Origin of the sequence: Vreelandella salicampi (assembly GCF_013415105.1) — a bacterium.
Taxonomy (GTDB): Bacteria; Pseudomonadota; Gammaproteobacteria; order Pseudomonadales; family Halomonadaceae; genus Vreelandella; species Vreelandella salicampi.
In genome coordinates this window covers 561,093-577,173 of the sequence record NZ_JACCDF010000001.1, presented here as the reverse complement: position 1 = coordinate 577,173, position 16,081 = coordinate 561,093, and the positions used below count along the sequence as shown (strand labels likewise).

The following is a 16,081-nucleotide window of genomic DNA, read 5'->3' as shown; positions in this document are numbered from 1 at the left end:
AGCTGAACGATAGACCCAGAAAGCGGCTGGGATACCGAACCCCAGCCCAGGTGTTCTTAGGAGAATATTCAGGAGCACTAGAAACCGCGGGTGCTGCACTTATTAGTTGAATTCAGGGTTTAAAATTGGTACGAAAATGATTTCAGCCTTTTCTTGCGCGCAACAACATGCAACAGCTTGGCGAATTTTAAAGGAAACGAGAAACAATAGTTATGAGGTGAGGCAGAACAAGGCTCAAGCTGCGCGTAATGAGAAAAAGGAAGAACGAGAAATACTACTGCGTGGTTTAGTGAAAGAGGCACTCTCGAAACGCCCAGACAACGGCTGGCCAGGGCGTGTTAGAACGGCGCAGACGATTGCCAAAAAATTTCTCCCTCTAATCGAAGAATATAACCTTCCGCTACCGAATGACGAAGACCAGCTTTCTGAGCAGATTGAAAAATTCATCTTCCGTGAACCCAGCTTGCGAAAGGCTTACAATGAAAATGCTAAGGAGCCGCTTGAAGAGCCCACGAAGACACGCCAGGCGAAAATAATTACTCGGTCTGTTAATCGCTAAGTCAAGTGATCTTGTTGTAGGCCAATGCTCGTAAGGCAGTTTGAATGAGCAGCTATGCCTTACCATTGTCCGAGACGTGTAAGACTGGGTGAGATCGCGCTCCAGCCTGAGTCGCCGGCATTATCTGGCTGCTGCCCGACGGTACCGACGAGTTAGCGCTTAAGGCGTGTTACCGATCAAACGCCGCCGATGCTCCTCTTGCCTTTGCACGACGTCGGTTGAGAGGCACAGGAGGACTGCGTATGGAAAGCTTGGCCACTACAGCTGCTAGCAGTATGTAGTCTATGGGGAATTGAGCTGATCGCCGGGAGCTACCGCAGCCTGCGCCCGGCCCTTACCAATCTGCTCGGCGAGGAGAGCTACCGGCTGAAGCAAAAGACCATCAGCTGACGGTCAAGGGCGGGTCATCTTTGTTGGCTATTGAGAAGATGTGGACGGAATATTGAGCTATCGACAGAGGTAGTCTATGTACACCTACGAACAACGCATCAAAGCCGTGAAGCTTTACATCAAATACGGCAAGAGGCTCTCGGCCTTTTAACTGGGACATGAAAGCGTGCCTGAACCTGATACCCATGGTGGGCTTGGAAGGTGCTGCTGCAGGGCCTTAAATCAACTTCCTCAGGAGGTAGCTCTTGCCGCCCCTAGGGGCGGCAAGGAAAAACGAATATCAGAGCATGTTCAGGTCTGGCGGGCCCAGCCAAGGCATCAAGTCGATGTAACGCGTTCGGTTGTGAGTAAAAACTATCACTTGCTGTTGGACAATTAGCACTTCCAGAGCGTCTTTGAGGCGCTTTTTATCGCGCAGCGTGCGTGGAGCGCGTTGACGAACATCGTTGTATCGCATGATACGCCAGTTAAACTGCCTGAGCTCATTGAACCATTCGGTTAAACGATGTGCATCTTGCTCTTCTTGGGGAGGCGGCAAGAACACCTGCTGGAAGTGACCGGAGTGGTAGAGACTGATATCCATTGCAATTAGCACCGTCTCTGGGCTAATGCCTCCCTCATGGCCCTCGAACAAGTGTATTAACGCCGCTACACGAGCCACGTTTTCTGCAAGCTTCGAGCCATGGTCGGGGCATGACTCGAAATACCCCCCTGGGCCCATCTGTCGCTCAATCTCATTTGCCACCGCTACCCAACAGGCTGCCCCTTCTGGTGTGAATTCCAGCACCGCACGTGGCGTATCAGGCGCATGCACCAAGATCATGTTTTCCTTTGTCAAGGTGGCTAGGCGTGTCTCTGCTTCCGCCCAAGCATCCCACTCCGTGGGTGTATGCAAAGAGTAGAAACGCTGGCCGCGAACCGATGGTGGTGCGCAGACGAGAAAACGGGCGAGCATGCCAGAGTCCCTTGCCTGCTGGCCCTGTGTCTCCATGTACTTATCCAGAATGCCGGGCTGTACCATCAGTAGTAGCATTAGGCGAACATCGTCCAGCACGATATCTTCCTTGGTAGCTCGCGTGATGACCGTGCTGCCTCCACTCCATAGTGAGTTGAGGTGACTGCGTGCTCGGTTCATGGTGCCCTTGAAAAAGACTTCCGCTTCGTCGGTGGCCAGAGCGGCGCTCGGAATAGCCCTGTCTAGCCCCGAGAATAGCGCTTCCGGAGTGGTGTCCTCATATAGCAGCCGGAACTCACGAGGCTGCTCGGGCCGACGCTTATGTAACTCACGTAGCGCTTGACACTCACTCTCCGCCTTGGAACCCTTGGTCTGCTTACGGTAGATAGCTTGGGTCAGTACCTTCTCCTCAGTACGCCACTCCTCCAACTCTCCTTGGTAGGCATCCAACCGCTTGCGCCACTCTCGACGCTGTTCACGCTGCGATTCCAGGATGACGTTGAGTACTTTGTCGTAAAGGGGCGATTTGCCTTCACCAGAGCCGGCGACACCCAGTATGTTGATTGTGGTGGGTTTGACCGCGCCATAGGGCATCTTTAGGTCGTAGCGGCCCTGAGCCACCATACTGACTCCCGCTAGCAGGGTTAGGACGGTGAGATCCATCGACACCTGGCAGTTCTGGCTGAGCTCATGGCAGGATCGCCACAATAAAGTAGGGGCGAGTCGCTGGGCATTGAAACTGCCGGGGGCAGGTAGAATTGGATGGAAGGGATAGCTCATTGTCACTCTCCTATAAGGGTTGGGGTGTGCCACAAGAGCTCGTCCGGTGGCAGTGCAGAGAGTGACTTTTTTCGTGCAGTATGGAATCGGCGCTACTTAAAAATCGGAAGCTGATAAGAAAGTCTATTGACATGCGGAGGGAAATAATAACTAGAAATTAGCGCACTGAGAAGATAAGCACAGGCGATGCGGTTATTCTGGCTATTGGTAGCCGAAATAACCGGTTCCCAAGGGATGTTGGGGCCGTGCCCCATGCCTATGAGCATCTATTTCAGGCAGTGGTTAAAAAATAAAATAGAATATATGGATATATAATTAATTCTTTATAGTCTTTTTGTTAGGCGCTATTGGGTCTGTCACGCGTTTTGCCTTATAGAGTAGACGCTATCGCAGGCTATCGATTAGGGCGTAGTGGGGTAGAGGCCTGCCCCAAAGCTACCAACCAAGTTTGGTAGGCATGGGCTCTGAGATGCTCTTGAATTTGCCACCATTCACCGTCGCAGCAGCGACCGTAGATTCTGGGGATTGGGTTAAAGGGCGAACACGATAAAGCGCTCACAGGCAAGTATATCGAGGGCTATTACCTCATGCCTTACCGTTTGCTCCCATCAAAACAATGCACACCCTGCCCAATCGGCTTGGAGTGCGCTTTGCAGAGATAGCTGATGGCGAAGAAGAACTCTCTGATCATCGCTTTTTGCCGACTGTGTAGGCGAAACACGCAAACGTCTTTTGTCATGCTGTTGGTGGTGATATTGACCAGGCCTTTCATCTCCTCCAGCTGCCAGCCAATGGCCCATGCCCAGGCACGCACCAGACGGTGATAGAGGCAATCCCCGCTGTACGCTTCGTCACTTCCGTCGATGTAAGCGCTCAACGCCCCCAAGTGTTGGAGCGCGTGACCATTGAATAACAGCACCATGTGGTAATGAGGCTTATCGCTGGTGTCCTGTTCCCGGCACCAGATATAGCGCATATCGGGATCGTGGGAGAGCTCTATCAGCCCCAGCTCCCAATTTAAAAAATCCACGAATCGGCTAATCACGAGGTTGTGAATCCGTAACTGATCGGCAGGCATGGCCTTGGGGTAACGCAGGAGCACAGGCACGGCCAGCAGCCTACTGTGGGCGTTTAGTGCCTGGTTCATCACGGTATGGGCCTTGTTTAAATAATTTTCGATGAGAGGCCCGTGAGCGGTATTCACTGGCATGTCGTACCACCCGGCTTCCCACCAGAGACGCAGTTTAAGGTTATCCGGATGGCATTTACGACCGTGGCGAATGCTGTGAAAAGAGAGGTTCATCATCGTGATCTCCTGATGCACGCCCACAGGCAGGCCCACAGCGCTTGGGCCGTGTGCCTTCCAGTCGACGCGGTGTTGTGTTGAAAAAGTGAATGAGGGCCAATACGCCGATACGAGACCGCGCGTCTACGCGGTCGTCGTTTAAGGCGTTCAGCGGGAGATGCCCTAACGGGCGATTGACAACGAGGGTGGCGGGACTATCAGGCTGGTATGGGCGGATACGAAACGGTAGGTCTATCACCGTGGCCCATCGCGGTCGCCTTTGAGAGCGACCGTGCTCCTCTCCATTCCTCTTACCTACCGTTTTTTATGATCAGGTATCGCTGGCTAGGCGATACCCCTGACGGGGGTTGCCTCTGGGTGATGATCGATAAGAGGGGATGAGTCGGAGGCTTGTTGGCCTCCTCCCATGGGGGCTCTCTTTGCCTTGGCTAACGCTTACCTTGCTTGGTTACCCTGATGGCTATCACCCATGCTCTATTGGTTATTATTAATATAGGTATAAGGGCATACTACTTATAACCGAGCAGAACGATGGTGAGCTATCAAGGATATCCATCGGGTCAATGGCATGCAGGGCAAGGGCTGGCAGCGACCGATCTTCTTTTGCAAGCCTTCCTTAGCGATAAAAAATAATTCCATTTTAATCAATGCGATAAATGCAGGCCTGGAAGCCCGCTACCCACGTTCACAGGATGACGCAGCCCAGTAAAAATACTTTCAGATCTATATCACAGAGGGGATAGCACTCGGCTATCGATGTCTTTTTGCTCATCGACAGGAGAGACCGATGACACGATGCCCTCACTGCGGTGCTACACCGCTATCCTCACGTGCCGCCTTCGGGACGGCGCGGCAACACGCCTGCCAGACCGGCGCCCAACTCGGTGCCTCATTAGGGGCCATCAAAGGCCGAACCGGCATCGCCATCGGCAGTGCCGCCGGTGCGGTGATCGGCGGGATACTCGCCTCTCAGCGTTGGTGGCCGCTTGATGCCAGCGAAAGACCCCACTGCCCGGCCTGCGGTCGGCCAGTGATGGATACGCCTACCGCCCCACCTTCCGACGCTTAACTACACGTATTGATCTTTTATACGGCTAACCCGCTGCCAATAGGCGCGGGCTGCTATGCCGTGTCTAACGTTTTACACAGGAGATTTCACATGGCTCATTTACTGGAACAAATGGCTTATGTTGGCAATACCCCTTGGCATGGCCTGGGGCAGCAACTGTCACGCCATCAACCACTGGAAGTGTGGCAACAACAGGCCGGTATGAACTGGCATATCGAAGAAGCCCCGGTGCGCTTTATTGCCGAAGGCGCAAGCCACTTGGGCAGCATCCATTCGTTCCCGGAACAGAAGGTACTCTACCGCTCGGACAATAAGGCCCCACTGTCGGTCGTCTCGCAGCGCTACAAGGTGGTGCAGCCCGAGGAAATCCTGGAATTTTACCGCGACCTGACCGAGTACGCAGGCTATGAGCTGGAAACCGCCGGCGTTCTCAAGGGCGGGCGTAAGTTCTGGGCCCTGGCACGCAGTGGTTTAAGCACCTCGCTTAAAGGCCAGGATGAGGTTAATGACTACCTGCTGTTGGCTACCTCGTGTGATGGAACCCTAGCCACGATGGCCACGCCTACTACGGTAAGGGTGGTGTGTAATAACACGCTGCAGATTGCGGTGGATGGCACCTCGCAAGCCGTGAAAGTACCCCATCGCTCGGAGTTTGATCCCCGAGCGGTGAAGAGCCAACTGGGTATCTCCGTCTCGCAGTGGAACGACTTTATGTACCGCATGAAGGCCTTGGCAGAACGCAAGATCGATCATCGTGAAGCGCAGCAGTATTTTCAGTCGGTTATTTGCGGGGCCGAGAAACCAATAGATGATCCCTCTAAGCTGCCTAACTACCGGGCCCTGAACAAGGTGCAGAAGCTCTACCATGGCGAAGGCCGGGGTTCTCACTTGGTTACCGCCAAAGACACCGCCTGGGGCCTGCTTAATGCCGTGACTGAGTACGTGGACCACGACAAACGGGCACGCAGCAACGACACCCGAATGGATTCAGCGTGGTTCGGCCAGGGCGCCCAGCTCAAGCAAGAAGCACTGGATGCCGCGATAGCGCTAGTGTCTTAACCAACCTATCGGTAGGGCGTCGTTCTACCCCTTACTGCGATTTTCCAAACCAATGATATTCACCATCTCCCTGGCATAAACGCCCAGCCCCCAAAAGGCTGGGCGTTTTGCTGTGGGGCTTATGCCGCGAGGTACTGCCATGACGTTTATTTCCCATGCCATTGAAGTTGCTTTAACGCGTCTGACTGAAGAGCTAATAGCCAACCATGCCAACCGCGCTGACACCGTGGTCTGCGCTCAAGGCGCGTTTTATCGAGCTGAGGTACGGCTAGTGCCTATTAAAGCCAATGAGCTAGCCCAGCATTTAGCGGAATAATGCCGCGATTACTTCATAATGATGCCTGGCTACACGGCATCACCACCATTTCTTGTTTCAATGGAGGTGCCCCATGGCACGATCATCTAATGTGGTAAATTCTTCTTCCCGCCCGGTAACTCCCCCAACCAAAGCCAACGCCGCTGCCGTCACAGCTGTACCTGCTTCCTCCGTTGAGTCGACCTCTACAGCCGAAAGCACAGCGATCATCCAGGTAATTGAACGCGCTGCCCTCAATCCCGACGTCGATATCGACAAAATGGAGCGCTTACTGCAGATGCAGGAACGCGTTATGGATCGTCAGGCCATGATGGCCTATAGCGCTGCCATGGCGGCCATGCAGACCGAACTGCCTAGCATTGAAGAGCGCGGGCAAACCAACAACGGTTGCTACGCCACCTTGGAAGATATCGTCGATACCGTCCGGCCCATCATGCAGAAGCACGGCTTTGCGGTGAGCTTTCGTATTCAGACGCAGGAGCGCGGTATCCAGGTAACCGGTGTGCTGATGCATAAAGATGGCCACCGCGAAGAGACCAGCATGCTATTGCCTGCGGATATGAGTGGTAACAAAAATGCCGTGCAGGCGTTTGGCTCATCTACCAGCTACGGCAAGCGCTATGTACTTTCCGCACTACTCAACATCACCACACGCGGCCAGGATGATAACGGTAACGCCAGTACCAAGGCAGGTATCAAGACGATAACCCCGTTCCAGGCAGGCCAAATCCAACGCTTGATCAGCCAATGCCCCGCGACGACACAGGAGTGGTTTAGCGGCAAGTACGGCTCAGCTGTGCAAGTGCCGTATAGCGACTTCGACAAGCTACGTGCTTCCCTCACCAAACGAGCCGTTAAGTGAACGGAGTACCACCTCTATCTGAGTAAAGGAGGCATCCATGCAGATACTTAATATGCCGCAAGGCTCCCCTGAGTGGCTGGCGGCGCGCTTAGGGCGCGTCACCATGTCGGAGCTAAAGTCATTGCTGGTTAAAGGCAAAGGCCCTGGTGGATTGGGTGCCGGGGCCATTACCTACATGCACCAGTTGATCGGCGAGCGCATTACCGGCGAGCTGGCAGAGCCGTTTCAGGGTAACGCGCATACCCGTCGTGGCCATGAGCTGGAAGGCGTGGCACGTGCACTTTACTGCGATGCCACCGGCGAACCCCAGCCTCAGGAAGTGGGTATTATCCTCAATCACGAGGTGGGTTACTCCCCCGACAGCCTGGTAGGCGCTAACGGCCTGCTAGAAATCAAAACCAAGCTACCCAAGTTCCAAATCGATGTGCTGTTGAATGGAGAAATACCCAATGAGCACATACCCCAATGTCAGGGCGGCCTATGGGTCAGCGAGCGGGAGTGGATCGACTTTGTGAGCTATTGGCCAGGTATGCCGCTGTTTATCAAACGCGCTTATCGTGACGACATCATGATCCGCACTATTGCCGAGCGGGTTGAAGCATTCCATGAAGAAATGGAGCGACGTTTGAGCCAAGTGATGGCTGCGTGACGGAACCCATACATCAAGATTCAACACGCTATCTAACGACATAGATGCCGGGGCCACCACCCCGGCATTTTTATTTATTGGAGGCAACCATGACACACGCCAAACTTAAAGCCGGGGAAGTGGCGGGCACCTACCTTGTAACATCGCCCGTTACCGAAACTGACATCATCACCATGGCCAAGCGCTTTGCGCGGCGTAAACTCGCCAAAGGCCGCAAGATCACGCAGCCCTCCCAGGCATTCGAGCATCTGCAATTACTGCTTCAGGACTACGAGCACGAAGTATTCAGTGTATTGTTTCTGGATAGCCAGCATCGGGTGATCCGTTTCGAGGAGCTGTTTCGTGGCACCATCGACGCGGCGAGCGTGTACCCACGGGAAGTACTGAAGGCAGCACTTGCTTACAACGCTGCTGCCGTAATTTTGGTACATAACCACCCTAGCGGTGACCCCGAACCTAGTGATTCAGATAGGAGAATCACCGAGCGGCTTAAAGAGGCCCTCGGGCTGATGGAAATCAAGGTGATTGATCATGTAGTGGTGGGAAGTGATGGGTGTAAGTCGTTTGCGGAGATGGGGTATTTGTAACTGATTAACTCTAGATGTGGCGCCGCTCCTGGGGGAGGGGGCGGACCCATCTGTTGAGCTATTTTTTTTGGCTAATATTCATAACCGACAAGAAGCCTTTTACCTGCTCTGGGACGTCATCTTGAGCTCCGTATTTACCGCCATCGGTCTAGTCGTTGATGGCATTCGTTTTCCGGTAGCCTGGCACCCGCTTTTAGCATCGATTCCAAAGAGTCGGCCAGTTGGCTTGGCGAAAGAAGGGCATGAGCTTCCAGCTCATCTAATATCCAAAGTACACCACGAACCTCTAGTTTGCTTTGCTGCCCTGATTTCCTGAGCGCGCCGTCATTGGTTAGCAGCGTCCAGCCTCTTTCTTTGGCAAGGAAGTAGCACGACACATCCGCTAGTGAGGAGTTGCCCAATGTTTGGCGTAGCGAAAAAAGCGTCGCAACTTCCTCACCATTGAATGCCTCAACCACAAGGCCTAACCCCGTCAATTCCTCACCAGGAGGCTTTTTCAGCTCCCGCCACACAAAGTCGGTAGTGACGAACTGGTGAGGTAGGGCAAACACGGTTTTAAGCAGGCCACTGCGGTGTAGATCGATCCAGATATTGGTATCAGAGACAAGAATTTTCGCTGACATGCTCACTGTCACCTGCCTGTCCGTTTGCCATGATTTCCTCAATTTCTCCAAGGCTTACACTGAGTAACTCCGCTGCTCTTGAAGGAGTAACCAGTCCTTCAGCCAGCGCCCTGTAAACCAATTGCTTCAGGCGATAGGATTTTTCAGGCTCTTGTCGACCAGGTTCACTTTTTCGAAAACCCTTCATCGACCATAGGCGAAAAGTGTTCTGATAGAAGCTCGAACTAACGATATCCAGGTCATATAACCGGCGCAAAGTGGCTTGAATAGAAATGCCCCACTCCTCCTTGGCCAAAAGAAACTCTTGGAACAGCACCCGTTTGCGGTGCTCACCAAAGGTGACGCGCACTTGATTTGCCGGGAAGAGAAACGCCCCAGCAAAGCGGTGGCACCAGTTTTCTTCATCCCGAGTGCCATGAAGCTCCTCAGGTAGTGACATAACCAAATGTCCTAGCTCATGGGCGAGATTAAAACGCTGACGTTCTCCAGGACGCTCAGTATTACTGACAATAACGGCATCCGAGCCATCGTTGACGAGAGCGCAAAGCCCATCAAATTTCTCGTGAGCCTGAAGACTGACGACTTTAATGCCGTTTTCTTCCAGGGTTTCAGTCAGATTGGCGATAGGGTTTAGCCCAAGCTGCCATTCTTCACGGAGTTTATTAGCTGCCTGTTCGACCTCATCGATACTGGATACGGAAAAACGCTGATGCCATTTGGAAAATTCATCAGGTGATTGGCCGGTTTGGAACAGCCTTTCTGCTGCTAAATAGCGCTCAAGGTGCTCACGCACTTGCTCCTTGACGGCTTCTTGCTGGCGTTTTCCGAAGGCAGAGTGCTTACGGAAGTCTACTTTTCCCAGCTCTACTGAGTCTGAACGGAAAAAATACTCAGGGTTAACCCCAAGCGCATCCGCCAGTTGGATCAAGCGAGTCGAATTGGGCGCGTCCTTGCCCTGTTCATATTTCGACAGAGCTTGCTTGGTTATGCCCCCCAGCAGATCGGCTAACTGCTGCAAGGTCATATTCTTGAGGACACGCGCACGATGTATACGATCATGCAGCATGACTTTCTACCTTGTTTTAAGGTGGGCTAAGTTGACAATATGGTGATTGGGTTGACACCTGTCAACCAGATATGTAGATTTAGACATAGGAGTACTACATGTAGTGGTTTCCTTCTTAGAAAACTACTACGAGGGAATCAAGGATGATGAAATGAAGGAAGGATTCCCAACCAAGGTTGCCGCCTTGGTTGGGAGGACGCAAAAGAGCAGGACTTAGCATGGCGGCCCTGTTCTCTTGGCGAGTTGCCATATTCGATAGCATGGCGAAGGTTAATCTTTGCCTAGCCAAAGGTCAACGCCGTGAAGTTTTTAAGGCCGTGATGGTAGATGGAGGTGATCCATGGGCGTTATTCACGACGACTACGAGATCATTTATCGGCCTTACATCCGTAAGAACGGGAAAATTATTCGGCCTAAAAACGGCAAGGTTTTCCCGATCAAGGTTCGTAAGAAGAAGTAAGCGATATGGAGGGGAGCAATCCCCTCCATTTTTCCGTTTATAAGATTCTTAGTTTTTCTGCACCGCAGCGGCTTCGACTGGAGCGGGTTTTGCGATAAGGATTGGCTATTTCCCGATTACTTCATCAATCGCCACGCGGACTTCTTTCGGATCACCCTTTTCAATAGTAGCCATCACAAAGACAGCCTTACCATTGGAAGCCTTTGCCCATTGTTGGCCGATAAGATTCTTCTCGCGTGAATCGCGGTTTTCCTCTGGTGTGCGATCCTTGCCTTTGTATTCCACGACAAGCAGACGGCCATCGTCGACCAGGGCGACAAAGTCTGGATAGAATTTATCGGTGGAGGTCGGCAGCGAGAACGAATTTGGGTGCCTGCTGACGTTACGAGTCCAGTATTTTACCCTCGGGTGCGAATCGATCATGAAGGCACACTGTTCTTCCTCGCCATTGACCTTTTTGGAATCAAAGACGGGCACATCGTCGGGTCCCATGAAGTGCTTTTTGAACCGATAGGTGCCGCGATATTTCGGAACGCCCGCATACATCTCATCGAAGAAGGTAAAGCCTTGGTCGAAAGAGACCTCAACATGGGCGTCTGGCCCGAACAGGTTGGCTTGGTAGACTTTCTCGCGCTCTGCTTGGCGGAAGCCATGAATTTTTTCAGACAGCTTGCGAGCGAGAATAAATTTGCAGCGCATCAGCTGCGACAAGCTTAGCTCGCGGTCACGTGTTAGATAGGTCACGACATCGCTCAGCCAAGCCAGTAATTCCGCTTGGCTGAGCCACGGTGTACGTATTTTGCGATCTAGCCATTGCACTAGGCTGTTTGGCGTCCAGTCGTCTACTTCGACGTTCATGGTGAGCTGTTCAGCGGTATCGCCAGAGCCAATGGTGACGCGATTGCCGTCCAAATCAATTTCAAATGTGTTCGTGGTATCCACGATACTGAATTCGGACGCTTCCAAGCGGGCTGGATGATCAGCAAGCGACCACTCATGTTGCTCCATGAGAATATCAGGGTCACCAAATACCATCTCCCCCTGCACGTAGGCCATCAAGCGGGGCAGCGTGAAGGTTTCTCCCTTCTGTGATGGCGGTATCTCGTGCTGGTATTTAGCGTGGTGCTCGTTGATGCTTTGCTGAAGCTGCGGTTTAAGCGATTCAGGGGCATAGCTGATCAATGTGTGGGTTTCTTCGGGCTTGAGGAAGCCCTTTACTTCCACGTGGCTCTTGCCGCTCTCATCAAAGGTCACTTGTACTTTCGACGGCACTGCCGTGTTCATTTTGCTAGCTTCTTCCTGGCTAGCCTGCATGGCGACTTTCATCGTCGGGATGGACTGAGGCTGTCGTCCAAACAACCCATCATCAAGGCCGAGCTGTTCGGCTTCGATATTGTCCTCTGCCTCGCTCTCTTCAAAGCCCATATCAATAAGTTTATCGCGAAGGCTGTGGGCCGCCTCAGAAAAGTGCTTAGAGACCAGCTTAGCGTAGGATTTATTCAGCGCTTTCTCTTTACGTTTCTGGGCGTAAGGCATGCGAAGCACGCGGCCCAGGAGCTGTTCGGCATCAGTTGAGCTGCGAATATTAGCCACCGAGCAGAAAACATAGGCAAACGAGCAGTCCCAGCCCTCCTTGAGCGCCTCGATCGTGATGACGTACTCGATAGGGCAATCGGGCTTGAATAGGTTGATGCCGTCTAATTCGCGCTGTGCGCCAGTGGCCACAGCGATTTTATTTGGATCAATATTCTCATTGTCGATCAGGTGCTGTTTCAGCACCTCCACGGTGACCTCTTCGCCTTTTTTTTGTGCCTGAAAGAGCACGATAGGGCGAATATAAGCTTCTCGATCACGTTCAGCGTGCTCTTGTAGCTCGGCACGCTTCAAAATGGCCGAGTTAACTGCTCCTTGCCATGTCTCAGCTTCATCCAGCACCACAGGCATTTTTATCATTTCTTCATCTTTCAGCTCCTGGGCTGTTACGGAGTGAAGTAGATTATTAAATCCCTTAGGGGTGGCGGTAAATTCGATGAGCGCGGTCGGATTAATCCGCTCATAAACTTCTTGGCTGAGCTTGGAGCCCGCTTTATGGGCTTCATCCATGATGACCAGCGGCTGGTGAAGGTGCATCAGGTTAGCGAAACTGAATTTGATATTGCCCTTCTCAGTGCGCTCTAGTTCCGGCGTTTGAGGAGAAACCGCTGAGAAGTGTGGCTCCATCTCCTCATTATGGGCATAGACTTTTCGCCCATCGGTATTGCTTACGCGCAGCGTTTGTACCGTACCCACAACCACACATAGGTTGGATCGAAGATCATGTGACTTAATATGGGTGAAATCGCCAATATCAAAGATTCGTACGCGCCCACCAAATGCCTCATCCAGGGCTTTTCGGTAGGGGTGGCGAGGGTTCTTGAGCGCTTCAGCCGTTTGCACACGAATGGTGTTGGTGGGTACTAGCCATAGCACCAAGGGGTAATCTTTTTCTACCCAAGCATCTTTTGCCACAGCAATCGAGTGAGCGGCGAGAATCGTCTTACCACCGCCAGTGGGTAAGCGCAGGCAAACATAAGGCGTATCTGGGAGCGTTTTGATTGGGGAGTACTTAGCCTGATAACCACGTAGACGTGCAGCTACCTCGGGTTTTTCGGTAATTTTTTTATATGCCTCTTGCGGACCAATAACCCGCGCCTCTTCCAGGTAGGATTTAAGCGTATCAAGCGAGGCGTGTTGGTAATCCTTTAACTTCATGTGCGCGCCTTAACATCGTAAGGGGTTTGCTTGAACTCGATCTGCTCAGCGTTGAGCGTTGCCTCTGACAACATGGTGCGCTCGCCGTAAATAGTCATTGGGCCTTCAAAATCCCCCTGCACAGCGCGAATAACGGCTAACGTCTTCCGAGTAAGTACGTTTCCATTGGCAGCAGCTTTGTCTCCAAGAATGCCGTTGTATAGGAGGGCATACCCATGGCCATTATGGCTGCCCAGAAACGGCGTTTGTTTATTCGGCTTCGCCCACGAGATGTCCGTCTCGGTATACCAGATATGAGCGGCCAATACGGGGAATTTGATATCGGGCTGAATTTGCCCATCTTCCGTAAACACTGGTGGACCAAGCCGATAAAATCGGAAGCCACCGCCGCCTTGCCAGTTTTGCTCCTCAGAAATACCGCCTTGCTCACCGTCAATGACTTGCTTGAGTCTGGGAACGCAGTGCGTGACGGCATGCTCACCCATCTCAATGCCGATATATCGACGGCTCATTTTTTGGGCTACAGCGGCTGTGGTGCCTGAGCCAAGGAAGCTATCAAGCACAAGGTCGCCGGGATTGGTGGCTATTTGGAGAATGCGCTCAATCAAGCGCTCCGGCTTGGGAGTACCAAATGTGTCATCGTGTCCAAAAAGAGCCTGATTCTCTTTTTTACCTTCTTGAGAATGCCCTACGTCTGTATGAGGCCACCATGTCCAAGGAACCATACCTGGCATTTCAGCGACGAACCTTTTAACCGAAGGTGCCCCGTCGCCTTTGGGGCCAAAGTACATCCTGTCGTCGGCTAGGAATTGCTCGTATCCTGTTTTAGTGACCCGCCAACACCGGCCGCCTGGAGGAGTAACTACGCGTCCAGAAGGAAGAGTGATTTCATACATTTGATTAGGACGGTAACCAGGTGCTGTAAAGTCTCTAGCCTTCCAGGGGCCTCGGTTGTCTTTATCTGGGTTTTTGAACTGTTTAGTTTGTGCGTCGCTAAGCGGGATGAGGTTGCGTGTTTCTTTAAATGAACGTGGCTCCATCGCATAGCAGAGCACATACTCATGGGCATCACTGATGGCAACACGCGAATCTGGCGCATAGCGTTTCTGCCAGACGTTGGTAGTTACAAATTTTCGCCTACCAAATACTTCGTCGCAAATGACTTTTAAATAGGCGTGCTCGTCTTCGTCAATACTGATCCATATCGAACCATCCTCAGCTAGCAGCTCACGCAACAGCTCCAAGCGGGGCCACATCATCGCGAGCCATTTGGAATGCTCTAGGTTGTCGTCGTAGTGCTCGAAGGCGGAGCCGGTGTTGTAGGGTGGATCGATATAGATGCATTTAACCTGCCCGGCGTAATAGGGCAGTAGTGCCTTCAGGGCGTCGAGGTTATCGCCCTGGATGAGCATATTCCCTGAGTTCTGGTCACCATAGCCAAGCTCGGGAGCCTCTTCCATCAAGCGATAGGGCACCTTTTCAGCGCCGCGCACGTCTTCGTCTCGGGTTAACCATCGCAGTATGGGCATGTACTCGTGTGTTCCTTAGCAGCGTATTACTTGGGCTTGGCTTATGGCCACATAATACCCTTTGTGAAGGGTAACTTCTAAAGCGGCTGGCATGCCTTACCAGCGGGCCAGAGATTGAGTTTTTCCATGGATAACACCAAAATTACATTATAATTCAGTTTTTTCGAATTCAATATCCATTTGGCTGTCAACTATGTACCGTGTATGTATAGGTCAAAAGTTAGATATTATTTCGCAACTGTTTCGTGAATATTGATTGTCTTAACGAAGGTTTTTAAAGATTTAATCCCTAAACTATACCAAAGTGATTAATGAAGATCCTGTACGTAGAGCGTAGTTTTTCATTACTTGATGGTTCAGGTGAAAAAAGCTCGAAAATCGGTTTAAAGTTCTTTTTATCTGTTCTAAGATCTCCAGTCCAAAGGCCTCTAGAAACGGTTCTTGCAAGAATAGATTCAAATATGTAGTCATTGCACTCTAGTACCAAGTTGTGACAAATATTAAACACATTGTTAATGGCGTCAAAAGTTAAAACTATCGGTTTTTCTAAATGCTCAGAAAAAGTTTCCAAGCCTAATTCTATCGCATTTTTTGAACCAAGGTGGCCAGAACGATGCGCAATGCAATGGCGAAGATGACATACTTTTTCATATTCATCGAGTGCCTTAGATAAATCGGGCTCTTTTTGAATGTTTAGTTGCAAGCCTGTGAAATCATTTATGTTTTTTACTATTCTAGATCCAGTGAGAAATGTGGATTCTTCTAATAAGGCTTCTGGCAGTAAATCAGGGCTATGGAATAAAGCTGCACCATAAGAAACCTTGTTACGATAACTATGAGCTCTTGAGCTATCATCAGTTATTAAGCATTTTCTTATTATTGATCTAAAGTACGTCTCGACACTTGATACAATGCCTATTGTTACAAGGTTAGCCTTCATTCGCCATTCCGCTGAGTCATTTTCTGCTCCTAATATAGTAGTCAATAATTCTCTTTGCTTCACAAACCGATGAATGGGTGAAAGGTCTGTCACTTCGACATCTTGAAAATAAACTGTCGAGTCGAATCGTGACGAGTTACGCATGCCTGATATTGAACTTTTAAAACGTTGTTGAGCCAT

14 protein-coding genes and 1 pseudogene are annotated in these 16,081 nt (G+C 51.4%); 8 read left to right on the top strand and 7 right to left on the bottom strand.

The window, feature by feature from the left end; translation table 11 throughout:
- Together HZS81_RS17995 and HZS81_RS02765 are read left to right on the top strand one after the other, a co-directional pair.
- A pseudogene (locus HZS81_RS17995) lies at positions 1-110 on the top strand (IS30 family transposase); the annotation flags it as partial.
- Between the two features lie 26 nt (positions 111-136).
- On the top strand, positions 137-559 hold the full coding sequence (locus HZS81_RS02765; RefSeq protein ID WP_179928998.1) for a hypothetical protein: 423 nt from the start codon (positions 137-139) through the stop codon (positions 557-559).
- Between the two features lie 670 nt (positions 560-1,229).
- Here HZS81_RS02765 and HZS81_RS02760 read toward each other — a convergent pair.
- Positions 1,230-2,684 (bottom strand): YfjI family protein, encoded by a 1,455-nt coding sequence (locus HZS81_RS02760; protein ID WP_179928997.1) that lies wholly within the window; start codon positions 2,682-2,684, stop codon positions 1,230-1,232.
- Between the two features lie 592 nt (positions 2,685-3,276).
- Positions 3,277-3,990, bottom strand: a complete 714-nt coding sequence (locus tag HZS81_RS02755) for a YagK/YfjJ domain-containing protein (RefSeq protein ID WP_179928996.1) — start codon at positions 3,988-3,990, stop codon at positions 3,277-3,279.
- Positions 3,991-4,777: 787 nt separating this feature from the next.
- Here HZS81_RS02755 and HZS81_RS02750 point away from each other — a divergent pair.
- From HZS81_RS02750 to radC, 6 genes are all read left to right on the top strand, one after another.
- On the top strand, positions 4,778-5,059 hold the full coding sequence (locus HZS81_RS02750) for a hypothetical protein (RefSeq protein ID WP_179928995.1): 282 nt from the start codon (positions 4,778-4,780) through the stop codon (positions 5,057-5,059).
- Positions 5,060-5,149: 90 nt separating this feature from the next.
- Entirely contained in the window at positions 5,150-6,118 is a 969-nt protein-coding gene (locus HZS81_RS02745) for a DUF932 domain-containing protein (RefSeq protein WP_179928994.1), read from the top strand.
- Positions 6,119-6,257: 139 nt separating this feature from the next.
- Complete coding sequence (locus tag HZS81_RS02740; protein ID WP_179928993.1) at positions 6,258-6,434, top strand: hypothetical protein; 177 nt, start codon at positions 6,258-6,260, stop codon at positions 6,432-6,434.
- A gap of 73 nt (positions 6,435-6,507) precedes the next feature.
- Positions 6,508-7,296 carry an ERF family protein gene (locus HZS81_RS02735; RefSeq protein ID WP_179928992.1) on the top strand — a complete coding sequence of 263 codons (789 nt, stop codon included), beginning with the start codon at positions 6,508-6,510 and terminating at the stop codon, positions 7,294-7,296.
- A 37-nt stretch (positions 7,297-7,333) separates the two neighbouring features.
- Positions 7,334-7,945, top strand: coding sequence for a lambda exonuclease family protein (locus tag HZS81_RS02730; protein ID WP_179928991.1), 612 nt, complete (start codon positions 7,334-7,336; stop codon positions 7,943-7,945).
- 89 nt (positions 7,946-8,034) lie between these two features.
- Positions 8,035-8,532 (top strand): RadC family protein, encoded by a 498-nt coding sequence (gene radC, locus HZS81_RS02725; RefSeq protein ID WP_179928990.1) that lies wholly within the window; start codon positions 8,035-8,037, stop codon positions 8,530-8,532.
- A gap of 134 nt (positions 8,533-8,666) precedes the next feature.
- Here the strand turns inward: radC and HZS81_RS02720 are convergent, their stop codons facing one another.
- The 5 genes from HZS81_RS02720 to HZS81_RS02700 form a co-directional block, all read right to left on the bottom strand.
- The gene (locus HZS81_RS02720) at positions 8,667-9,155 is read right to left on the bottom strand and encodes a PIN domain-containing protein (RefSeq protein WP_179928989.1); all 489 of its coding nucleotides are present in this window, start codon (positions 9,153-9,155) and stop codon (positions 8,667-8,669) included.
- Positions 9,130-10,221, bottom strand: coding sequence for a helix-turn-helix domain-containing protein (locus tag HZS81_RS02715; RefSeq protein WP_179928988.1), 1,092 nt, complete (start codon positions 10,219-10,221; stop codon positions 9,130-9,132). Before HZS81_RS02715 ends, HZS81_RS02720 begins: the two co-directional genes overlap by 26 nt.
- Positions 10,222-10,786: 565 nt before the next feature.
- Positions 10,787-13,432, bottom strand: a complete 2,646-nt coding sequence (locus HZS81_RS02710; protein WP_179928987.1) for a DEAD/DEAH box helicase — start codon at positions 13,430-13,432, stop codon at positions 10,787-10,789.
- Complete coding sequence (locus HZS81_RS02705) at positions 13,429-14,961, bottom strand: site-specific DNA-methyltransferase (RefSeq protein WP_179928986.1); 1,533 nt, start codon at positions 14,959-14,961, stop codon at positions 13,429-13,431. Before HZS81_RS02705 ends, HZS81_RS02710 begins: the two co-directional genes overlap by 4 nt.
- A 289-nt stretch (positions 14,962-15,250) precedes the next feature.
- Positions 15,251-16,081, bottom strand: a complete 831-nt coding sequence (locus HZS81_RS02700) for a hypothetical protein (RefSeq protein WP_179928985.1) — start codon at positions 16,079-16,081, stop codon at positions 15,251-15,253.

What these genes read in the sequence shown, in the direction of transcription:
- HZS81_RS02750 (WP_179928995.1), top strand. Translation starts at nt 4,778, where the DNA reads ATGACACGATGCCCTCACTGCGGTGCTACACCGCTATCCTCACGTGCC.
- HZS81_RS02760 (WP_179928997.1), bottom strand. Translation starts at nt 2,684, where the DNA reads ATGAGCTATCCCTTCCATCCAATTCTACCTGCCCCCGGCAGTTTCAAT.
- HZS81_RS02705 (WP_179928986.1), bottom strand. Translation starts at nt 14,961, where the DNA reads ATGCCCATACTGCGATGGTTAACCCGAGACGAAGACGTGCGCGGCGCT.
- HZS81_RS02700 (WP_179928985.1), bottom strand. Translation starts at nt 16,081, where the DNA reads ATGGCTCAACAACGTTTTAAAAGTTCAATATCAGGCATGCGTAACTCG.
- HZS81_RS02720 (WP_179928989.1), bottom strand. Translation starts at nt 9,155, where the DNA reads ATGTCAGCGAAAATTCTTGTCTCTGATACCAATATCTGGATCGATCTA.
- HZS81_RS02735 (WP_179928992.1), top strand. Translation starts at nt 6,508, where the DNA reads ATGGCACGATCATCTAATGTGGTAAATTCTTCTTCCCGCCCGGTAACT.
- HZS81_RS02740 (WP_179928993.1), top strand. Translation starts at nt 6,258, where the DNA reads ATGACGTTTATTTCCCATGCCATTGAAGTTGCTTTAACGCGTCTGACT.
- HZS81_RS02755 (WP_179928996.1), bottom strand. Translation starts at nt 3,990, where the DNA reads ATGATGAACCTCTCTTTTCACAGCATTCGCCACGGTCGTAAATGCCAT.
- HZS81_RS02710 (WP_179928987.1), bottom strand. Translation starts at nt 13,432, where the DNA reads ATGAAGTTAAAGGATTACCAACACGCCTCGCTTGATACGCTTAAATCC.
- HZS81_RS02715 (WP_179928988.1), bottom strand. Translation starts at nt 10,221, where the DNA reads ATGCTGCATGATCGTATACATCGTGCGCGTGTCCTCAAGAATATGACC.
- HZS81_RS02765 (WP_179928998.1), top strand. Translation starts at nt 137, where the DNA reads ATGATTTCAGCCTTTTCTTGCGCGCAACAACATGCAACAGCTTGGCGA.
- HZS81_RS02730 (WP_179928991.1), top strand. Translation starts at nt 7,334, where the DNA reads ATGCAGATACTTAATATGCCGCAAGGCTCCCCTGAGTGGCTGGCGGCG.
- radC (WP_179928990.1), top strand. Translation starts at nt 8,035, where the DNA reads ATGACACACGCCAAACTTAAAGCCGGGGAAGTGGCGGGCACCTACCTT.
- HZS81_RS02745 (WP_179928994.1), top strand. Translation starts at nt 5,150, where the DNA reads ATGGCTCATTTACTGGAACAAATGGCTTATGTTGGCAATACCCCTTGG.